Annotated in this window: 19 protein-coding genes; 10 read left to right on the top strand and 9 right to left on the bottom strand. The window is 66.6% G+C overall.

The features are described 5' to 3' along the window. The first annotated feature begins 1 nt into the window (after position 1). The 4 genes from sigM to trxA all read left to right on the top strand — a co-directional run bounded on the left by sigM (position 2) and on the right by trxA (position 3,153). The gene (gene sigM, locus LK06_RS15925; protein ID WP_078858723.1) at positions 2 to 727 is read left to right on the top strand and encodes an RNA polymerase sigma factor SigM; all 726 of its coding nucleotides are present in this window, start codon (positions 2 to 4) and stop codon (positions 725 to 727) included. Next, positions 724 to 1,647, top strand: a complete 924-nt coding sequence (locus LK06_RS15920; protein WP_078858724.1) for an anti-sigma factor family protein — start codon at positions 724 to 726, stop codon at positions 1,645 to 1,647. The genes sigM and LK06_RS15920 overlap by 4 nt, the downstream gene beginning before the upstream one ends. 153 nt (positions 1,648 to 1,800) lie before the next feature. Further along, positions 1,801 to 2,772, top strand: coding sequence for a thioredoxin-disulfide reductase (gene trxB / locus LK06_RS15915; protein WP_039655586.1), 972 nt, complete (start codon positions 1,801 to 1,803; stop codon positions 2,770 to 2,772). A gap of 48 nt (positions 2,773 to 2,820) precedes the next feature. Next, positions 2,821 to 3,153, top strand: a complete 333-nt coding sequence (gene trxA, locus LK06_RS15910; RefSeq protein ID WP_039655585.1) for a thioredoxin — start codon at positions 2,821 to 2,823, stop codon at positions 3,151 to 3,153. 108 nt (positions 3,154 to 3,261) lie between these two features. Here the strand turns inward: trxA and LK06_RS15905 are convergent, their stop codons facing one another. The 9 genes from LK06_RS15905 to rpmH all read right to left on the bottom strand — a co-directional run bounded on the left by LK06_RS15905 (position 3,262) and on the right by rpmH (position 10,237). After that, positions 3,262 to 3,879 (bottom strand): GNAT family N-acetyltransferase, encoded by a 618-nt coding sequence (locus LK06_RS15905; protein ID WP_039655583.1) that lies wholly within the window; start codon positions 3,877 to 3,879, stop codon positions 3,262 to 3,264. A gap of 323 nt (positions 3,880 to 4,202) precedes the next feature. Beyond that, complete coding sequence (locus tag LK06_RS15900) at positions 4,203 to 5,300, bottom strand: ParB/RepB/Spo0J family partition protein (RefSeq protein ID WP_043408663.1); 1,098 nt, start codon at positions 5,298 to 5,300, stop codon at positions 4,203 to 4,205. Beyond that, entirely contained in the window at positions 5,297 to 6,370 is a 1,074-nt protein-coding gene (locus LK06_RS15895) for a ParA family protein (RefSeq protein ID WP_078858726.1), read from the bottom strand. Before LK06_RS15895 ends, LK06_RS15900 begins: the two co-directional genes overlap by 4 nt. 342 nt (positions 6,371 to 6,712) lie before the next feature. Next, positions 6,713 to 7,429 carry a 16S rRNA (guanine(527)-N(7))-methyltransferase RsmG gene (rsmG, locus tag LK06_RS15890; RefSeq protein ID WP_039655578.1) on the bottom strand — a complete coding sequence of 239 codons (717 nt, stop codon included), beginning with the start codon at positions 7,427 to 7,429 and terminating at the stop codon, positions 6,713 to 6,715. 118 nt (positions 7,430 to 7,547) lie between these two features. Continuing rightward, positions 7,548 to 8,060, bottom strand: coding sequence for a Jag family protein (locus tag LK06_RS15885; protein WP_039655577.1), 513 nt, complete (start codon positions 8,058 to 8,060; stop codon positions 7,548 to 7,550). A gap of 15 nt (positions 8,061 to 8,075) precedes the next feature. Beyond that, positions 8,076 to 9,341: a membrane protein insertase YidC gene (gene yidC, locus LK06_RS15880; protein WP_043408658.1), complete on the bottom strand. Its 1,266-nt coding sequence runs from the start codon at positions 9,339 to 9,341 to the stop codon at positions 8,076 to 8,078. 3 nt (positions 9,342 to 9,344) lie between these two features. Then, positions 9,345 to 9,710 (bottom strand): membrane protein insertion efficiency factor YidD, encoded by a 366-nt coding sequence (gene yidD / locus LK06_RS15875; RefSeq protein WP_039655574.1) that lies wholly within the window; start codon positions 9,708 to 9,710, stop codon positions 9,345 to 9,347. After that, positions 9,707 to 10,078: a ribonuclease P protein component gene (gene rnpA / locus LK06_RS15870; protein WP_071659201.1), complete on the bottom strand. Its 372-nt coding sequence runs from the start codon at positions 10,076 to 10,078 to the stop codon at positions 9,707 to 9,709. Before rnpA ends, yidD begins: the two co-directional genes overlap by 4 nt. Before the next feature lie 21 nt (positions 10,079 to 10,099). Next, positions 10,100 to 10,237 (bottom strand): 50S ribosomal protein L34, encoded by a 138-nt coding sequence (rpmH, locus tag LK06_RS15865; protein WP_003956500.1) that lies wholly within the window; start codon positions 10,235 to 10,237, stop codon positions 10,100 to 10,102. Between the two features lie 418 nt (positions 10,238 to 10,655). On the opposite strand from rpmH, the gene dnaA reads away from it, so the two are divergent. The 6 genes from dnaA to gyrB all read left to right on the top strand — a co-directional run bounded on the left by dnaA (position 10,656) and on the right by gyrB (position 20,120). Beyond that, complete coding sequence (dnaA, locus tag LK06_RS15860; RefSeq protein WP_078858725.1) at positions 10,656 to 12,563, top strand: chromosomal replication initiator protein DnaA; 1,908 nt, start codon at positions 10,656 to 10,658, stop codon at positions 12,561 to 12,563. Positions 12,564 to 13,630: 1,067 nt separating this feature from the next. After that, positions 13,631 to 14,761, top strand: coding sequence for a DNA polymerase III subunit beta (dnaN, locus tag LK06_RS15850; RefSeq protein ID WP_039655567.1), 1,131 nt, complete (start codon positions 13,631 to 13,633; stop codon positions 14,759 to 14,761). A gap of 223 nt (positions 14,762 to 14,984) precedes the next feature. After that, the gene (gene gnd, locus LK06_RS15845) at positions 14,985 to 15,863 is read left to right on the top strand and encodes a phosphogluconate dehydrogenase (NAD(+)-dependent, decarboxylating) (RefSeq protein ID WP_071659204.1); all 879 of its coding nucleotides are present in this window, start codon (positions 14,985 to 14,987) and stop codon (positions 15,861 to 15,863) included. A 113-nt stretch (positions 15,864 to 15,976) separates the two neighbouring features. Then, entirely contained in the window at positions 15,977 to 17,098 is a 1,122-nt protein-coding gene (recF, locus tag LK06_RS15840) for a DNA replication/repair protein RecF (protein ID WP_039653694.1), read from the top strand. Between the two features lie 47 nt (positions 17,099 to 17,145). Then, complete coding sequence (locus LK06_RS15835) at positions 17,146 to 17,676, top strand: DciA family protein (protein ID WP_174673990.1); 531 nt, start codon at positions 17,146 to 17,148, stop codon at positions 17,674 to 17,676. Between the two features lie 374 nt (positions 17,677 to 18,050). Beyond that, positions 18,051 to 20,120, top strand: a complete 2,070-nt coding sequence (gene gyrB / locus LK06_RS15830; protein WP_039653690.1) for a DNA topoisomerase (ATP-hydrolyzing) subunit B — start codon at positions 18,051 to 18,053, stop codon at positions 20,118 to 20,120. Positions 20,121 to 20,147 lie beyond the last annotated feature (27 nt).

Below are 20,147 nucleotides of genomic sequence, written 5' to 3'. Positions count from 1 at the left end.
GATGGCGAAGGGCGCCGGATACGACGGGGTGAGCGACAAGGATCTACTCGCCCGCCATGTAGAAGGCCATCCCGATGCCTTCGGCGAGATCGTGCGACGGCATCGGGATCGGCTCTGGGCGGTCGCGCTGCGGACCCTGGGGGACCGTGAGGAAGCCGCCGACGCGGTGCAGGACGCTCTGGTATCGGCTTATCGGGCGGCTCACACCTTCCGTGGACAATCAGCCGTCACGACGTGGCTGCACCGGATCACGGTGAACGCCTGTCTGGACCGTGCCCGTAAGACGGCCTCACGGAAGACCGCGCCCGTCGACGACACCGAACGACTCGAGCAGTTGCTTGAACCGCACGAGTCTGCGTCGGCGCCGGCCGAGCGGAACGATGTGCACCGGCAGCTCCTCGAAGCGCTCGCCACGCTTCCGCATGATCAGCGTGCGGCACTGATCCTGGTGGACATGCAGGGATACCCGGTCGCGGAAGCCGCTCGCATCCTGGATGCACCAGCGGGAACGGTGAAGAGCCGCTGCTCCCGGGGCAGAGCCAGGCTTCTGCCCCTACTCACCCATCTACGGCCCCATGGAGTCGGGGGCGGAAAAGAGTCCGCCCCCGGACGGAACCAGGTACACGGGACATCCGTCCCACCGGCAACGAGGCCTCCCAGCAGAAGTTCCGAGGACACCGGACCAAGCGATTCAGCCGTAGTGAAGGGCGGAGGTGGGCGAGCGTGACTTCCTTGACAGACACGGCCGGGCACCCGGACGTCGCGGAGATCTCTGACCTCACCGAAGGCCTCCTCCCTCCCGAACGCAGCTCGGATGTGCGGCGCCACCTGGACACGTGCGAGCTGTGTGCGGATGTACATGCCTCGCTGGAGGAGATCCGAGGGCTGCTGGGGTCAGTACCGGGCGCGGAGCGCATGCCAGCCGATGTGGCCGGTCGCATCGACGCTGCCCTCGCCGCGGAGGCACTGCTCAACGCTGCCGCGGCAGATATGCAGATCTCCGGTTCGCCCGAATCACGCCATGAAGACGACAAGCGGCATGTTTCACGTGAAACAGCGGCACCGTCCGTCCGCCCAGCCGGACGGACGCAAGTGGCGACGGGGCCGGGACGCAAGGGCCGCGAGCGAGGCCGGCGCCGACGGCGTGTCATTCTCGGGGCCATCCTCACGGTAGCCGTCCTCGGGACAGGCTCAGTGATACTGCAGTCACTTGCTGGCCAGTCCTCCCGCACCACCGCCCATGAACAGCCAAGCTCCTCGGTCGGTCCTTTCTCCGGAGACAGCCTTCAGAGCCAGGTGGAGGGGCTACTCACCACCCAGAAGAGCCCCCAGCGAGGAACGGACAGCGGGCGATCGCACATGGGTGTCCAGTCGGAGCAGAGCGATCCAGGTCCGACCGAGAAGGCGAACACTCTGATCCAGACCGCCGCCGTTCCCGACTGTGTTCGGCAGGCCGTCCATCGAAGTGACACCGTCTTGGGTGCCAAGACGGGGACCTACAACGGGAAGGCCGCCTATCTGGTCGTGGTGCCCGACACCAAGGACAGCGCCCGGGTCACGGCCTACGTGGTCGATGCGACCTGCGTCCGCCAGCAGCCCGGCTCGACCGGCAAGGTGCTCCTGCAGCAGTCCTTCGCTCGCCCCTGAGCCTGCCGAAGCACTCCGAGGGTTCCGCTGCAGCATGCGTGTGCCCGGACACACCGGGAATGTGCGCCCCGTAGGATCCGTTGGGTGGGGTGAGAGTTCCGGAAGGTGCTCTCACCGGTCGAATGACGCAGACCAGAGACGAGGAATCTAGCCGTGAGCGACGTCCGTAACGTGATCATCATCGGCTCCGGGCCCGCAGGGTACACGGCGGCGCTCTACACCGCGCGCGCGTCGCTGAAGCCCCTGGTGTTCGAGGGTGCAGTCACTGCTGGTGGCGCGCTGATGAACACCACCGAGGTGGAGAACTTCCCGGGCTTCCGCGACGGCATCATGGGACCTGACCTCATGGACAACATGCGCGCCCAGGCCGAACGCTTCGGCGCCGAACTGGTTCCGGACGACATCGTCTCCGTCGACCTGGGCGGCGAGATCAAGACCGTTACCGACAGCGCGGGCACGATCCACCGTGCGAAGGCCGTCATCGTCACCACCGGGTCCCAGCACCGCAAGCTCGGCCTGCCGAACGAGGACGCGCTCTCTGGCCGCGGGGTTTCCTGGTGCGCCACCTGTGACGGGTTCTTCTTCAAGGACCAGGACATCGCCGTGATCGGCGGCGGGGACACCGCAATGGAGGAGGCCACCTTCCTCTCGCGGTTCGCCAAGTCGGTGACGATCGTCCACCGCCGGGATACTCTGCGCGCCTCCAAGGCCATGCAGGAGCGTGCCTTCAACGACCCGAAGATCAAGTTCGTCTGGGACAGCGAGGTTGCTGAGGTTCAGGGCGATCAGAAGCTCTCTGGCCTGAAACTCCGCAACGTCAAGACCAGTGAGCTGTCCGATCTGCCCGTGACCGGCCTGTTCATCGCAATCGGCCACGACCCGCGCACCGAACTGTTCAAGGGGCAGCTGGACCTGGACGAGGAGGGCTACCTCAAGGTCGCCTCTCCGTCCACCCGCACCAATGTGAACGGTGTCTTTGCGGCCGGAGATGTGGTCGACCACACCTACCGCCAGGCGATCACTGCGGCTGGTACCGGATGCTCCGCTGCTCTGGACGCCGAGCGCTTCCTCGCCGCCCGTGCTGACGAGGGCAAGGCGGAGCCCGAGAAGTCCGCCGCCCTCTGACCTACCTCTTCCCTCGCCTCACCACCCGATCTAGGTAAGGAGCCCGCCGTGGCTGGCCCCCTGAAAAGTGTGACCGATGATTCCTTCGAACAGGACGTTCTCAAGAACGACAAGCCCGTCCTGGTGGACTTCTGGGCTGCCTGGTGCGGTCCCTGCCGCCAAATCGCCCCGTCCCTGGAGGCGATCGCCGCTGAGCACGGCGACAAGCTTGAGATCGTCAAGCTCAACATTGACGAAAATCCGGGTACGGCAGCCAAGTACGGCGTCATGTCCATCCCAACCCTGAACGTGTACCAGGGTGGTGAAGTCGCCAAGACCATCGTCGGAGCCAAGCCGAAGGCCGCGCTCATCCGCGAACTCGAAGAGTTCATCGCCGGGTGACGTTTCACGTGAAACACGAATGGGCCAATCCCTCAAGGTTGGCCCATTCACTTATACCGCTTCATTGATCGCCGCTTCGCCGGCCGGGCCGCCGTCACTGACCAAGCTCTACAGCGGTCGCAGTGCCGGCTCCTTGTGAACCGCCCCGAGGAGCCGATCGAGCGCCATTTCCACGTCTTCCCTCCAGGAAACCGTGGATCGCAGCTCAAGCCTCAGTCGGGGATGTGACGGATGCTGCCGGACCGTCTTGAAACCCACTGCCAGAAGATGGTCGGCTGGCAGCAGACAGGCTGATGCCCTCCAATGAACATCGCCGAAAGCCTCCATCGCCCTGAAGCCCCGGCGCAGCAGATCCTTGGCAACCGTTTGGACGAGAACTCGCCCCAGCCCTCGTCCCTGGTACCCGGGCATGATGAAGGCCGTCATGAGTTGCACGGCGTCGGGAGAAACCGGGCTGGTAGGAAAGGCCGTCGAGCGCGGGACATAGGCGGGCGGAGCGTAGAGCGCAAACCCCACCGGCACGTCGTCGACATACACCACGCGTCCGCACGACCCCCAGTCCAGCAGGACAGCGGAGATCCAGGCCTCTTTCTCCACCGCGGAGGTGCCCGCCTTTACCGCCGCTTCGCCGCTGACGGGATCCAGCTCCCAGAAGACGCACGAGCGGCAGCGCTCGGGAAGGTCCTGAAGGTTGTCCAGCGTGAGCGGCACGAGCCGACGCCCCATGAAGGCTGTTCCTCGCTTCCTTCACCCGCCGCATCGCGAGCGGCTGTCAGTGCGCTCCATTCCCTGAGTAGGCTGCCGACGAATCCGCCGACCGCTCCCAGGCCCAGGCCCGCCTTCACCAGTCCCGTGCGGCTCATCGATCGCATGGCCCCCGTCTCCCCACTCAGAAACGCAAATGCTGTCCGGTGGATGCGCCATACCCGTTCCGCATCGTATCCACGATGCGATGTGCTCGATAGCGCCTCAACGCAAAGAGCGGGCCGTGTCCGCTGTACACCAGGCACGGCCCGCTCCTGCGCGAAGTCATAGGGAACGGAAAGGGATCAGTCGTCCTTCTCCTCGGTGTCTTCGTCCCGCAGGCTCTTCACCAGAGCCAGCCTCTCGCCAGGAGCAAGCGCGTTCAGGATGCGCTCAAGGTCCTCCGGAGAGGCGAACTCAACGGTAATCTTCCCCTTCTTCTGTCCCAGCTCGACCTTCACTCGCGTCTCGAAGCGGTCTGAGAGCCGGGTGGCTAGCTCACTCAGTGCTGGGGAGGGAACCGAACCGGCCCGGGGGCCCTTGGACCGCGAGGCCCTCTGGGGCCGTGAGCCCATCAGTGTCACGATCTCTTCCACGGTCCGCACCGACAGCCCCTCCGCCACGATGCGATGTGCCAGCTTGTCCTGCTCTTCCGAGTCTTCTACGGACAGCAGCGCTCGGGCATGGCCGGCTGAGAGAACCCCAGCGGCCACCCGCTTCTGAACGCCCGGCGAAAGCTTGAGCAGGCGCAAGGTGTTGGAAACCTGCGGACGAGAACGCCCGATCCTGTCGGCCAGCTGGTCGTGCGTACAGTCGAAGTCCTTCAGCAGCTGGTCGTACGCAGCGGCTTCTTCGATCGGGTTCAGTTGCGCGCGATGCAGGTTCTCCAGCAGCGCGTCCAGGAGGAGCTTCTCGTCGTCGGTCGCCCGGACGATGGCCGGAATGACCTCCAGGCCTGCCTCGCGACAGGCTCGCCAGCGCCGCTCACCCATGATCAACTCGTAGTGGGCGGATCCCAGCTGCCGCACAACAACGGGCTGTAGAAGACCGACTTCCTTGATGGAGGTCACCAGCTCGTGAAGCGCGTCCTCGTCGAAGACCTCGCGGGGCTGTCGCGGATTCGGCGTGATGGCTTCGAGGGGAATCTCGGCGAAGTGGGCACCCACCGGGGGCGTGGGCACCCCCACGACCGGGCTTGCCACACTGCCGTCTGTTTCACGTGAAACAGACGGCAGTGTGGCAACTTTCGCCGCGGCCACCCCTCGGTCGGTCGTCAGCACCGGAGCGGCTGCGGAGGAGCTGGCTCCCCCGCCCAGTGCCGCTGGAGCCGGAGTCTTCTCGGCCGGGGCAGCGGGGATCAGTGCACCAAGGCCTCGGCCCAGCCCCCTTCGTCGCTCGCTCATTGGATCCCCTCCACCATCCTCGCGTCGTTCTCGGTGCCCAGGTGGGCTTGGCTCGCGTCGTAGTTGACGCCGATGCCCTTCAGCGCGATTTCTCGTGCTGCCTCAAGATACGAGAGAGCGCCGCTCGATCCAGGATCGTACGTCAGCACCGTCTGCCCGTAACTCGGTGCCTCGGAGATGCGTACCGAGCGGGGAATGCTCGTCCGCAACACCTCATCACCGAAGTGGGTGCGCACCTCTTCCGCGACTTGGGACGCAAGACGTGTCCGGCCGTCGTACATGGTGAGCAAGATGGTCGACACATGCAGCGTGGGGTTGAGGTGTCCCCGCACCAGGTCGACGTTACGCAACAGCTGGCCCAAGCCCTCCAGCGCGTAGTACTCACACTGGATCGGGATGAGAACCTCTTGCCCCGCGACCAATGCGTTGACCGTCAGCAGGCCGAGTGAGGGCGGGCAGTCGATGAGGATGTAATCCAACGGCTGCTCATACGCCTGGATCGCACGCTGCAGCCGGCTTTCCCGGGCCACCAGGGACACCAGCTCGATCTCTGCACCGGCGAGATCAATGGTGGCGGGAGCACAGAAGAGACCCTCAACATCGGGTACGGGCTGAACAACATCGGCGAGAGGCTTGCTCTCCACCAGCACGTCATAGATCGAGGGAACTTCGGCATGATGGTCGATCCCCAGGGCTGTGGAGGCATTGCCCTGAGGGTCGAGGTCGATCACCAGAACGCGGCCACCGTGCAGAGCTAGCGAAGCGGCAAGGTTGACGGTCGTCGTCGTCTTGCCCACACCGCCCTTCTGATTGGCGACCACGATGACTCGGGTCTGTTCCGGCCGTGGCAAAACTTCGCCGGCGCGACCGACGGCCCCCACCGCCAGTTGGGCCGCACGACCGATGGAGGTGTCGTCCATTGGGGGCGGTGTTTCACGTGAAACATCCACCCCCATCGACTCGGTACGGGGACCGGGGACCGGATCGGTCATCGGTCCCGCGATGTTAGCGTCGGACCGCAAGGATTCACTCTCCTCGACTTCAGGCTCACGATGAACAGAGCCTCCCATGTCTTCGGGGTTGTGAACCAGTGAGGCCTGGCCTTCTGTGGAGAAATCCACCTCTGTGGACAACTCCGTACCTCTGGGGGGAGACGGAGTGTCCGGATATACGGAACCCTCCCCGAGCGAACCGAGAGGCTTACGGTCGCGAGGTTCGGCCGCAGCGCGCCCGCGACTGATGATGCCGTGCAACAGTGAGCGACGTTTCACGTGAAACACGATGCACAGCGGTGGCGACCGACTCTTCGCGACACTCCGTCTTAGGGGGGTTTAGCACCTAGTGTGGAGTATGTCTCGCTGTCAGGACGGATCAGTACGGAGCTGGGTACGCCAGAGGAGCTCCGGAGCCATTCAACGACGCCTGCGCGCACGACCTGTCCGGGCTGCCTTCGCCCGCTTCGCGGCGAACCGCACACCGCCCGGGCTCTCCCCGACCTCAACCCGAACGACGGTGGACAACGGATCCACCACTCCCTCGCCCACATGCAGGATGGAGGTCTCCACCGCGCCGAGCCTACTGAGCGCGGTGGCCGCGGCCTTTAGTTCCTCCTCCGCGGTGTCACCCTTGAGAGCGAGCATCTCGCCGTACGGACGCAGCAGCGGAATCCCCCACGTGGCCAACCGGTCCAACGGGGCCACCGCACGAGCGGTCACCACATGGACCGGCGGCAATTTGCCCAGAACCTCCTCCGCCCGGCCACGCACCACGGTGACATGGTCCAGGCCCAGCAGCTCGACGACCTCCGTGAGGAAGTTAGTGCGTCGCAGCAGGGGCTCCAACAAGGTGATGTTCAGGTCTTCCCGGACCAGGGCCAGAGGAATGCCCGGCAGTCCGGCCCCGGAGCCGACGTCGCAGACCGTCACTCCCTCGGGGACCGCCTCAGAGAGCACCGCACAGTTCAGCAGATGCCGCTCCCACAGGCGGGGGACCTCGCGCGGGCCGATCAGACCACGCTGCACGCCCGCCTCAGCGAGCAGTTCCGCGTAGCGGACCGCATCGGCGAAGCGATCGCCAAACACTACCCGCGCCTGTTCGGGCGCAGGGGGAAGCTCCGCTGCCTCCGTCACGGGGACCGTCCTTCCGTACAGCGCCGGCGTTTCACACGCCGACCACCAGAACTACCAGGCTGACAAAGTTCGGCCCCGCCTGCTCAACAGACGGGGCCGGTGGAACGTGTGAAGCCGATCAGGCGGGAAGCACAACGACGAAACGCTGCGGCTCTTCGCCCTCGGACTCACTGCGCAGTCCCGCGGTCTTGACCGCATCGTGCACGACCTTGCGCTCGAACGGCGTCATCGGCTTGAGCTTCACGGGCTCCCCGCTGCTCTTCGCCTCGGCTGCGGCCTTGGCCCCCAGTTCGGACAACTCCGACCGCTTCTTGGCCCGGTACCCCGCGATGTCCAGCATCAGCCGGCTACGATCCCCGGTCTCCCGGTGCACAGCCAGGCGCGTCAGTTCCTGCAGCGCCTCCAGCACCTCGCCGTCCCGGCCGACCAGCTTCTGCAGGTCACGGCCACCGGTATCGCTGATGATGGACACAGAAGCACGGTCAGCCTCGACATCCATGTCGATGTCGCCGTCGAGGTCGGCGATGTCCAGCAGACCCTCCAGATAGTCCGCCGCGATCTCGCCCTCCTGCTCCAGGCGGGTGAGGGTGTCTGCGCCCTCGGCAGCAGCGGAGGTGGTGCCTTCCGTCACGGGATGGGCTCCTTCTTACTTCTTGGACGGGGACTTGGGCCTCTGCGGTCCACCCTTGCGCTGGCCGGACTGGGCCTTGCTGCGGGTGCCGGAGCCCGGCTTCTGGGGCTGCTTGGCGGCAGCGGGCTTGGCGGCATGCGGTGCGTCGGACTTCTCCAGCGAAGGGGAGTCGTCGGCCTGCCGGGGCGCACCGGACTGGCGCTGGGCCTTGCTCTGACGCTTGGGCTGCTGGCGCCGGACGGCGGTGGCTTCCGTGGTCACGCCGTCCTCGGTCTGCACCGCGGCCGGTGCAGTGCTCTTCACCACACTGCCGTCGGCCTGGGCAGCGAGGCCCACCTTGTTCAGGGAGTTGACGAACTTGCGCTCGAACTCATTGCGGTCGCGGCCCTTGGCGACGATCGCCTTGATGATGGTCTTCTCACTCCGCCGACGCACCTTGCCGTGGTGCTCCACGTGCTTGGTCAGACGCTCAAGGTAGGCGGCCTGGGCCTTGGAGCCCGGGGTCGGGTTGTTGTGGATGACGTACATCTGCTGGCCCATGGTCCATACGTTGGTGGTCAGCCAGTAGATGAGGACACCGACGGGGAAGCGGATGCCGAAGAAGGCGAACATGATCGGGAAGACGTACATCAGCATCTTCTGCTGCTGCATGAACGGGGTCTTCACCGAGGTGTCGACGTTCTTCGTCATCAGCTGGCGCTGGGTGTAGAACTGCGACGCCGACATCAGAACGATCATGATGGCGGTGACGACCCGGACGTCGGTCAGCGAAGCGCCGAGCTTCTCGACCGTGCTGGCGCTGTCCAGGAACTTCGCGGCCAGTGGAGCACCGAAGATGTGCGCCTTCTGCGCACTCTGCAGCAGGCTCTCGTTGATGACGCCGATGGTCTGGCCCGAGGCGATGCCGTTGAGCACGTGGTACAGGGCGAAGAAGAACGGGGACTGCGCCAGGATGGGAAGGCACGAGGAGAGCGGGTTGGTACCCGACTCCTTGTACAGCTTCATCATCTCTTCGGACTGACGCTGCTTGTCGTTCTTGTAGCGCTCCTGGATCTTCTTCATCTCGGGCTGGAGCGTCTGCATAGCCCGGGTCGCCTTGATCTGCTTCACGAAGAGCGGGATCAGGCAGATGCGGATCAGGATCACCAGGGACACGATGGACAGGCCCCAGGCCCACCCGGTGTCGGGGCCGAAGATGGCGCCGTACACGGTGTGGAACTGGACGATGACCCATGAAACGGGTGTCGTGATGAAGCTGAAGAGGCTGGCAATCGTGTCCACTAATCATGCTCCTTGGACATGGGACGAGGTCTCTGCGGCCGGGCTCGGAGGAAGCTCGGAAGGAGGCTTCGCTTCGGTGGCCGGTTCGGCGGCGGAGGGCCCGCCCTTGCGTGCGCGCCAAGCGTTGCGCAGCATTTCGTGCCACCGCGGACGCTTGCGCGGCGGAACATGATCCACACCACCGAGCGACCACGGATTGCACCGGAGGATGCGCCAGGCGGTGAGTGCCGTTCCCTTGATCGCACCGTGCCGGTCAATGGCCGTGTAGCCGTAGTGGGAACACGACGGGTAGTACTTGCACACCGGCCCGAGCAGTGGACTGATCGTCCACTGATACAGCTTGATCAGAGCCAGCAGTGGGTACTTCATCGCGCGCCCCCTCCCAGTAGCCGCTTGAGAGCGGCGTCCAGGTCTTGGGCCAGCTGTGCGTGGTCCGCGTCGCCCGATCCGGGCAGCGCTCGTACGACTACCAGGCTACCGGGAGGAAACAGGGCGACTCGGTCACGCATCAGATGACGCAGTCTGCGCTTCACTTTGTTGCGTACCACCGCACCACCCACGGCCTTGCTCACGACGAAACCCGCACGCGTCGGGGGAGCGCTCTCCCCAGGCGCGTGCGGGTCCGTGGAACCGCTGCGAAGGTGGACGACGAGAGTCGGACGGCCTGCCCGACGACCTCGTCGTACCGCGGTCGCGAAGTCCTCGCGCCGCCTCAGCCGGTGCTCGGTGGGCAGCACGACGTCATGACCTGATCGGGATCAGGCGGACAGACGGGCGCGACCCTTGCTACGGCGGGACGCGAGAATCGCGCGGCCGGCACGGGTGCGCATACGCAGCCGGAAGCCGTGGGTCTTCGCGCGACGACGGTTGTTCGGCTGGAAGGTGCGCTTGCTCACTCGGGGGCTCCAGAAGAAATCGGTAGTGGCGGGGTGCCGTCCTGGCTGTCACCGTGCGCCCACGAGTAGCTCTCGTCACGCCCGAGTGCACCGCTTCCCGATCACCTGAAGTGACCTGTGCCCATCGGAGGCAGGCGGCAGCAGCCATCGACAACTCGACCTGGTCACGGTACGCGGGGCTACGCCATCCGGTCAAACCGGAGGTCATGGAGAGACACTATCCACAGGCTGGGGACAACAACTTGAACCGTACCCGCCGCGCTGACTACCGTGGCTGAACTCCCATTCGTTCTTTTGTCCCCCGCCCCGGCGGGTTTGCCCCGCCGGGGACCCGATGTGCCCCCGGCGCATCCCCTGACGTACCCCCCGACCCGTTCCGCGATCACGCGTTCGTGGGACCTGTGAGAGAGCGTGCCCTGTGGCTGACGTACCTGCCGATCTTGCCGCAGTGTGGCCACGCGTGCTGGAGCAGCTACTCGGGGAAGGCCGTGGACAGGGTGTGGAGGCCAAGGACGAGCACTGGATCCGGCGCTGCCAGCCGCTCGCACTGGTGGCGGACACCGCCCTGCTCGCCGTGCCGAACGAGTTCGCGAAGGGTGTGCTGGAGGGCCGTCTCGCCCCGGTTGTCAGCGAGACCCTGAGCCGTGAGTGCGGCCGCCCCATCCGCATCGCGATCACCGTGGACGACTCGGCGGGCGAGCCGTCCACGCCCACCACCCAGCAGTCGGCCACGCCCCGCTACGAGGAGCCGGAGCTGCCCTCCGGGCCGTACGAGGGCTACGGCCGGCACCGAGGCGCGGACCAGCTCCCCACCGCCCGGCCCGCGTACCCGGCCGAGTACCAGCGCCCCGAACCCGGTGCCTGGCCACGCCCCCAGCGGGACGAGTACGGCTGGCAGCAGCCGCGGCTGGGCTTCCCGGAGCGGGACCCCTACGCCTCACCGTCCTCCCAGGCCCCCTACGGTTCGGGACCGGACTCCTACGGCTCGCCGTCCCCTGACTACCGCCCGCAGGGCATGGACCGGCCCTCGTACGAACCGCAGCGGGGCGAGTACGACGGCCCGCGCGCGGACTACGAGCCGTCCCGCCCGGACTACGACGCCGGGCGCCCCGAGTACGACCCCTCCCGTACCGACTACGACCAGCGCGACGCCGTCCGCCGTGAGCTGCCCGAACAGCCGGCAGGCGGCGGCTCGGCGCGCCGTGGAGGGCCCGGTCGCCCAGACGCATCCGTGTCGGGTGCCCCGGCTTCGGTTGCCGCGCAGCCGTCCCCGTCGAGCGGTCCCGGTGAGCCGACGGCGCGGCTGAACCCGAAGTACCTGTTCGACACGTTCGTCATCGGCGCCTCCAACCGCTTCGCGCACGCGGCTGCGGTCGCCGTCGCCGAGGCACCTGCGAAGGCGTACAACCCCCTCTTCATCTACGGCGAATCAGGACTCGGCAAGACGCATCTGCTGCACGCCATCGGGCACTACGCACGCAGCCTCTACCCGGGTACGCGGGTGCGCTATGTCAGCTCGGAGGAGTTCACCAACGAGTTCATCAACTCCATCCGCGACGGCAAGGGCGACAGCTTCCGCAAGCGCTACCGGGAGATGGACATCCTGCTCGTCGACGACATCCAGTTCCTCGCGGACAAGGAGTCGACGCAGGAAGAGTTCTTCCACACCTTCAACACGCTCCACAACGCCAACAAGCAGATCGTGCTGTCCAGTGACCGGCCGCCCAAGCAACTGGTCACGCTCGAGGACCGGCTGCGGAACCGCTTCGAGTGGGGGCTGATCACCGATGTCCAGCCGCCCGAGCTGGAGACCCGCATCGCGATCCTCCGCAAGAAGGCTGTCCAGGAGCAGCTGAACGCGCCCCCGGAGGTACTGGAGTTCATCGCCTCACGCATCTCGCGGAACATTCGTGAGTTGGAGGGCGCGCTGATCCGGGTCACGGCGTTCGCCTCGCTCAACCGGCAGCCGGTGGACCTGGGCCTGACCGAGATCGTCCTCAAGGACCTGATCCCCGGCGGGGAGGACGCCGCGCCGGAGATCACGGCCACGGCAATCATGGCGGCCACCGCGGACTACTTCGGGCTGACGGTGGAAGACCTCTGCGGCACCTCACGCGGGCGCGCACTGGTCACCGCCCGGCAGATCGCCATGTACCTGTGCCGTGAGCTGACCGATCTATCCCTGCCGAAGATCGGCGCACAGTTCGGCGGACGGGACCACACGACCGTCATGCACGCCGACCGGAAGATCCGCGCGCTGATGGCCGAGCGGCGCTCCATCTACAACCAGGTCACCGAGCTGACGAACCGCATCAAGAACGGCTGAGCAAGCCGCACGACAGCGCAGGGGGCGCCCCGGGGACCACATCCCGAGGCGCCCTCCGTCGGTTCCTGCGGGCTTCATGTCCCCCAGCGGCCCGCACAGGCCTCAAGCGACCCTCAGGGCGGGTCCCGGGACTGGTCCTACAGGTGTTGCACCTGGTCCGCGCACGTCCAGGGTGCCGACGGGTGCCAGGTGCATAGCAGGCGTCGACGGGCTTCACCGGTCCCCGGAAACGCGCCCGGACGACGCCCACAGTCCGGTGGAAGAGGGCCGGCACGCGTTCTGGGACGTTCCTCACCCGCCATCGGGTGTTCGATTACCTGTCTGGTTACGGCCACTCTCCACAGATTCGGTGACTTTCTTCCGTCCACATCCTGGGGACTACCAAGTTGTCCCGAACTGCGTCCACAAGGAGTCGGGTCGTACTACGTTCATGCAGGTCAGCTGCCTGTGGAAACGTGGACAAAGGATCTCCACAGCCTGTGGACAAAGAAGAGATCCACAGGCTGTGTACAAAGTTGTCCACTGGCTACCCACAGGTTCAAGGCGGTTGTCCCCAGCGATCGCCAGCTTCTCCACACGACTGTCCACTGTTCGGCAACGCGACGCCCCCGCTCACTGCGTCGAGTGAAAGGCGTCACACAAAGATGCCAGGTTGGGGTGTGGGAAACCTGGGTAAACCTGGGGACGCAGCTGGGGAGAACTGCCCTCAGCCTGTGGGCGAGGTGTGCAGAACTTTCTGTTCTCCACAGAGAGCCCCGGTTGTCCACTGCTTCCACCCACAGGGCCAGTGGACAAAATATCTGCGCTGAGCTGGGAAAACGTAGTTATCCACGGTATCCACAGGCCCTACTACTACTCCCAACTAGAGAAGGCTCGGCAATCGTTTTGAAGCGGGGCCTGTGCACAACTCGCGGTCTCGCCCTCGACTGCCCCTCGGAGCGACTTGACCCCGACCGGCATCTACTGTCAGTGCCGTGCGTCAGACTGGTCCCCGGTGTCCTTCCCCTCGCAACGGGCGGTGACACCGAGTCGGAGGACTCAGTAGCAACAGCAGGAGGCGGCTTACGGTGAAGATCCGGGTGGAACGCGACGTACTCGCGGAGGCAGTGGCCTGGGCGGCACGCAGCCTCCCGGCCCGTCCGCCGGCGCCTGTCCTCGCCGGCCTGCTGCTGAAGGCCGAGGACGGCCAGCTGAGTCTGTCGAGCTTCGACTACGAGGTCTCCGCACGCGTGAGCCTCGAGGCGGAGGTCGAGGAAGAGGGCACCGTCCTCGTCTCCGGTCGCCTGCTCGCCGACATCTCCCGCGCTCTCCCCAACCGCCCGGTGGAGATTTCCACAGACGGTGTACGGGCGACTGTGGTCTGCGGCTCCTCCCGGTTCACCCTCCACACCCTGCCCGTGGAGGAGTACCCCGCGCTGCCGCAGATGCCGAATGCGACCGGTACCGTCCCCGGCGAGGTCTTCGCCGCCGCCGCGTCCCAGGTGGCCATCGCCGCCGGCCGCGACGACACGCTTCCGGTGCTCACTGGTGTGCGCATCGAGATCGAGGGCGACACGGTCACCCTGGCGTCCACCGACCGCTACCGGTTCGCGGTCCGCGAGTTCCTGTGGAAGCCGGAGAACCCGGAGGCCTCCGCGGTCGCCCTGGTCCCGGCCAAGACGCTGCTGGACACGGCCAAGGCCCTCGGCGCCGGGGACAGCGTCACACTGGCACTGTCCGGTTCCGGTGCGGGGGAGGGCCTCATCGGTTTCGAGGGCGCGGGCCGTCGTACGACCACGCGTCTGCTCGAAGGCGACCTGCCCAAGTACCGCACCCTGTTCCCGACCGAGTTCAACTCCATCGCGGTGATCGAGACCGCGCCCTTCGTGGAGGCCGTCAAGCGTGTGGCGCTGGTGGCCGAACGGAACACGCCGGTGCGACTGAGCTTCGAACAGGGTGTGCTGATCCTGGAGGCCGGTTCCAGCGATGATGCACAGGCTGTGGAAAGAGTTGACGCGCAGCTGGAGGGCGACGACATCTCGATCGCCTTCAACCCCACCTTCCTGCTGGACGGGCTGAGTGCGATCGACTCCCCGGTCGCTCAGCTGTCGTTCACGACGTCCACGAAGCCGGCATTGCTCAGCGGCAAGCCCGCGGTGGACGCGGAGGCCGATGAGGCATACAAGTACCTGATCATGCCGGTGCGGTTGAGCGGCTGACCATCGTCCGCTCCACCGGGCACCCGCAAGGGCACCCGGTGAAGCGGAGGGTACTGCGGTCGGGCGAGGTGGGCGCAGTTGTGTGGGCGCGGGTGAAAGCCGCAGGTAGGCCCCCGTACGGATGAGCGCATGTGCCCACAGCTGTGCGTGAGCGTCCGGGTTTAGGCTCGGCTCGGCACGAAGGTGCCTCTCACGCCACACAGCGACCTAAGGAACACAACTGATGGAGCTCGGTCTCGTCGGCCTCGGCAAGATGGGCGGCAACATGCGCGAGCGGATCCGCCGCGCAGGCCACACCGTCATCGGATACGACCGCAACGCGGACCTCGCGGATGCCCACAGCCTGGAAGAACTTGTGGGCAAGCTCAGCGGCCCGCGTGTGGTCTGGGTGATGGTCCCGGCCGGCGAGCCCACTCAGTCGACCATCGATCAGCTGGCCGAACTGCTGGAGCCAGGCGATGTGGTCGTGGACGGTGGGAACTCCCGCTGGACCGACGACGAGAAGCACGCCGGGCAGTTGGCGGCCAAGGGCATAGGTTTCGTCGACTGCGGTGTCTCCGGGGGCGTGTGGGGCCTGGAGAACGGGTACGCGCTGATGTACGGCGGCCACACGGAGCACGTGGCCCGGGTGCAGCCGGTCTTCGACGCGCTCAAGCCGGAGGGCGACTTCGGCTCGGTGCACGCCGGCAAGGTCGGCGCCGGCCACTTCGCCAAGATGGTCCACAACGGCATCGAGTACGCGATGATGCAGGCCTACGCCGAGGGCTGGGAGCTGCTGGAGAAGGTCGACTCGGTGGAGAACGTCCGGGAGGTGTTCCGTTCCTGGCAGGAGGGCACCGTCATCCGTTCCTGGCTGCTGGACCTGGCGGTCAACGCCCTGGACGAGGACCAGCACCTGGAAGGCCTGCGCGGTTACGCCGAGGACTCCGGTGAGGGACGCTGGACCGTGGAGGCCGCGATCGACAACGCGGTGCCGCTGCCCGCGATCACCGCGTCCCTGTTCGCCCGGTTCGCCTCCCGGCAGGAGGACTCGCCGCAGATGAAGATGATCGCCGCGCTGCGCAACCAGTTCGGCGGCCACGCCGTCGAGAAGAAGGCTTAGCCGCATGGCCGGGAGGAAGGCCCGGCCATGCGGGCCTTCCTCCCGGAACGTCCACCGGATCGCCTCCGTGATCCACCATCCGTCACCACTCTGAGGGAAGTCGGCGAACGACCATGCACGTCACGCATCTTTCGCTGGCCGACTTCCGTTCGTACCCGCGGGCCGAGGTTCCGCTCGACCCGGGCGTCACCGCATTCGTCGGCCCCAACGGCCAGGGCAAGACGAACCTGGTCGAGGCGGTCGGCTACCTGGCGACCCTCGGCAGCCACCGGGTCGCCTCCGACGCCCCGCTGGTCCGCACGGGCGCCGAACGCGCGGTCATCCGGGCGCAGGTCCGCCAGGGCGAGCGGCAGCAGTTGGTCGAGCTGGAGGTGAACCCAGGCAAGGCCAACCGCGCCCGTATCAACCGTTCCTCGCAGGTCAGGCCGAGGGACGTGCTGGGGATCGTGCGGACCGTGCTGTTCGCGCCGGAGGATCTCGCCCTGGTGAAGGGCGATCCCGGGGAGCGGCGGCGCTTCCTGGACGAGTTGATCACCGCGCGCTCCCCGCGGATGGCCGGAGTGCGCTCCGACTACGAGCGGGTGCTCAAGCAGCGCAACACCCTCCTCAAGACGGCCGCGCTTGCGCGCAGGCACGGTGGCCGGTCCATGGATCTGTCCACCCTCGATGTGTGGGACCAGCACCTCGCGCGCGCGGGTGCCGAGCTGCTCGCCCAGCGGCTCGATCTCATCGCCGTGCTGCGGCCACTGGCCGACAAGGCGTACGAGCAGCTGGCCCCCGGAGGCGGACCGGTCGCGCTGGAGTACAAGCCGTCCGCGCCCGGAGAGGCGCATGCGCGCGAGGAGCTCTACACCCAGCTGATGACGGCGTTGACCGAGGTGCGCAAGCAGGAGATCGAGCGGGGAGTGACCCTCGTGGGTCCCCATCGGGACGATCTTCTGCTCAAGCTCGGGCAACTGCCCGCCAAGGGGTACGCCTCGCACGGTGAGTCCTGGTCCTATGCGCTCTCCCTGCGGCTGGCTTCCTACGATCTGCTGCGCGCCGAGGGCAACGAGCCGGTGCTGATCCTGGACGACGTCTTCGCCGAGTTGGACGCCCGTCGTCGTGAACGGCTGGCCGAGCTGGTCGCGCCCGGTGAGCAGGTGTTGGTCACCGCTGCGGTGGACGACGACGTCCCGCAGGTGCTGGCCGGTGCCCGCTACGCAGTGGCCGACGGGACGGTGGAGCGCGTATGAGCACCGAGAAGCCAGCCCCCAGGAGCCCCGACAACCCCAACAGCACCATGAATCCCAGAAACCCGGAGCGGCGGAACGAGCCCTCTGGTGTGGACCTCGCGCGCGTGGCGTTGCGCGCCGCCAAGGAGCAGGCACGTGCGCGCGGTGATGTGGCGCGGCAGAAGAAGCAGGCCCGGCGGGGCGGCGGCCTGCGCTCCGGCGCACGCGCCGACGGCCGTGACCCGATGGCGCTGGGATCGGCGATCAACCGGCTGATCACCGAGCGGGGCTGGGAGACGCCTGCGGCGGTGGGCGGAGTGATGGGCCGCTGGCCGCAGATCGTCGGCGAGGACCTGGCGAAGCACTGCGTGCCGCAGCGGTACGACGAGGACGAGCGCGTGCTGACCGTGCAGTGCGATTCGACGGCCTGGGCGACGCAGTTGCGCGTGCTGGCCCCCGCGTTGGTGGCCCGGCTCAACGAGGATCTGGGGCACGGCAGCGTGCGGGTGATCAAGGTGCTCAACCCGGGCGGTCCGGCCCGCCGCTACGGGCCGCTGCGGGCGCCGGGGAGCTCCGGCCCGGGTGATACGTACGGGTGACGTACCTCACGCCGCGGGGGGCGTTCCGCGGTGCCGTCGCGCCTTCGTACACGAGTGCGGGCCGCTGTTGAGTCGACGCCGGGTCGTGATCTGACCCGTCAGTAGCGAAGGGTTGACGGCTGGAAGCGCTGAGTGCCTCCGTGAGCCGCTTGGAGCCCCCATCCGTATATCGGGACCCGGCCAAGACCGGTTGAGGGCGGCACATGGGGACTCAGGGACCGGCAAACCCCCATCGATGTCAGTGCTACCGGTAGACTGGAAGACAATCCCGCCCCACTGTGGGGACCGCCCGGGAAAAGCTGAGCAACGCTGATCAAGGCTTACCAACGCAACATGCCGCAGCCGCTCCGGCAACCCGCCGACGAGCCCGGCTCGTGCTGTGCCAGAAAGGGCGCTTCGTGGCCGATTCCGGCAACCCCAACGAGAACATCCCGTCCACCGATGCCGGCGTGACCGGCGAGGCCACCGCCTCCGCCTCGTACGACGCCAGCGCCATCACTGTGCTCGAAGGGCTGGACGCGGTCCGCAAGCGGCCGGGTATGTACATCGGCTCGACCGGTGAGCGCGGTCTGCACCACCTGGTGTACGAGGTCGTCGACAACTCGGTTGACGAGGCGCTGGCCGGTTACGCGGACACCATCGACGTGACGATCCTTGGCGACGGCGGTGTGCGTGTCGTCGACAACGGTCGTGGCATCCCGGTGGGCATCGTGCCCTCCGAGGGCAAGCCGGCCGTCGAGGTCGTGCTGACCGTACTGCACGCGGGCGGCAAGTTCGGTGGTGGCGGTTACGCCGTTTCCGGCGGTCTGCACGGCGTCGGCGTGTCGGTCGTGAACGCCCTGTCCATGAAGGTCGCCGTCGAGGTGAGGACTGACGGCCACCGGTGGACGCAGGACTACAAGATGGGCGTCCCGACGGCGCCGCTGGCACAGCACGAGGCGATCGAGGAGACCGGCACGTCGGTCACCTTCTGGGCCGACCCGGAGATCTTCGAGACCACCGAGTACTCCTTCGAGACGCTGTCCCGGCGCTTCCAGGAGATGGCGTTCCTCAACAAGGGCCTGACGATCCGGCTCACCGACGAGCGCGAGTCGGCGAAGGCCACCAGCGGCGCGGACGAGGCGGGCGCGGACGAGAAGGCCGAAGTCAAGTCGGTCACGTACCACTACGAGGGCGGCATCGTCGACTTCGTCAAGTACCTCAACTCCCGCAAGGGAGAGGCGGTACACCCCACGGTGGTCGCGCTGGAGGCCGAGGACAAGGACAAGAGCCTGTCCCTCGAAGTCGCGATGCAGTGGAACAGCGGCTACAGCGAGGGCGTGTACTCCTTCGCGAACATCATCCACACCCATGAGGGCGGTACCCACGAAGAGGGCTTCCGGGCCGCGCTGACTTCGCTGATCAACAAGTACGCGCGGGACAAGAAGCTGCTGCGCGAGAAGGACGACAACCTCACCGGCGACGACATCCGTGAGGGCTTGACCGCGATCATCTCGGTCAAGCTGAGTGAGCCGCAGTTCGAGGGCCAGACCAAGACCAAGCTGGGCAACACCGAGGCCAAGACCTTCGTGCAGAAGGCGGTCTACGAGCACCTCAACGACTGGCTGGACCGCAACCCGGTCGAGGCCGCGGACATCGTCCGCAAGGGCATCCAGGCGGCCACCGCGCGCGTGGCGGCGCGCAAGGCGCGCGACCTGACCCGCCGCAAGGGCCTGCTGGAATCCGCGTCCCTGCCGGGCAAGCTGTCCGACTGCCAGTCCAATGACCCCACCAAGTGCGAGATCTTCATCGTCGAGGGTGATTCCGCCGGCGGCTCGGCCAAGTCCGGTCGGAACCCGCAGTACCAGGCGATCCTCCCGATCCGCGGCAAGATCCTCAATGTCGAGAAGGCCAGGATCGACAAGATCCTGCAGAACCAGGAGATCCAGGCGCTGATCTCGGCCTTCGGCACGGGGGTGCACGAGGACTTCGACATCGAGCGGCTCCGGTACCACAAGATCATCTTGATGGCGGACGCCGACGTCGACGGTCAGCACATCAACACCCTGCTGCTGACCTTCCTGTTCCGCTTCATGCGGCCGCTGGTGGAAGCCGGGCACGTGTTCCTGTCCCGCCCGCCGCTGTACAAGATCAAATGGGGGCGGGACGACATTGAGTACGCCTACTCGGACCGTGAGCGCGACGCGCTGCTGGAGATGGGCCGCCAGCGAGGCAAGCGCATCAGGGAGGACTCGATCCAGCGCTTCAAGGGTCTCGGCGAGATGAACGCCGAGGAACTGCGCGTGACCACGATGGACCAGGAGCATCGGGTCCTCGGCCAGGTCACCCTGGACGACGCCGCCCAGGCCGACGACCTTTTCTCGGTCCTGATGGGTGAGGACGTCGAAGCCCGTCGCCAGTTCATCCAGCGCAACGCCAAGGACGTCCGCTTCCTCGATATCTGAGTCGGTCTCAGCTGACCGCCGTAGAAA

Source organism: Streptomyces pluripotens, from assembly GCF_000802245.2.
Taxonomy (GTDB): domain Bacteria; phylum Actinomycetota; class Actinomycetes; order Streptomycetales; family Streptomycetaceae; genus Streptomyces; species Streptomyces pluripotens.
This window is presented reverse-complemented; position numbering and strand designations above follow the sequence as displayed.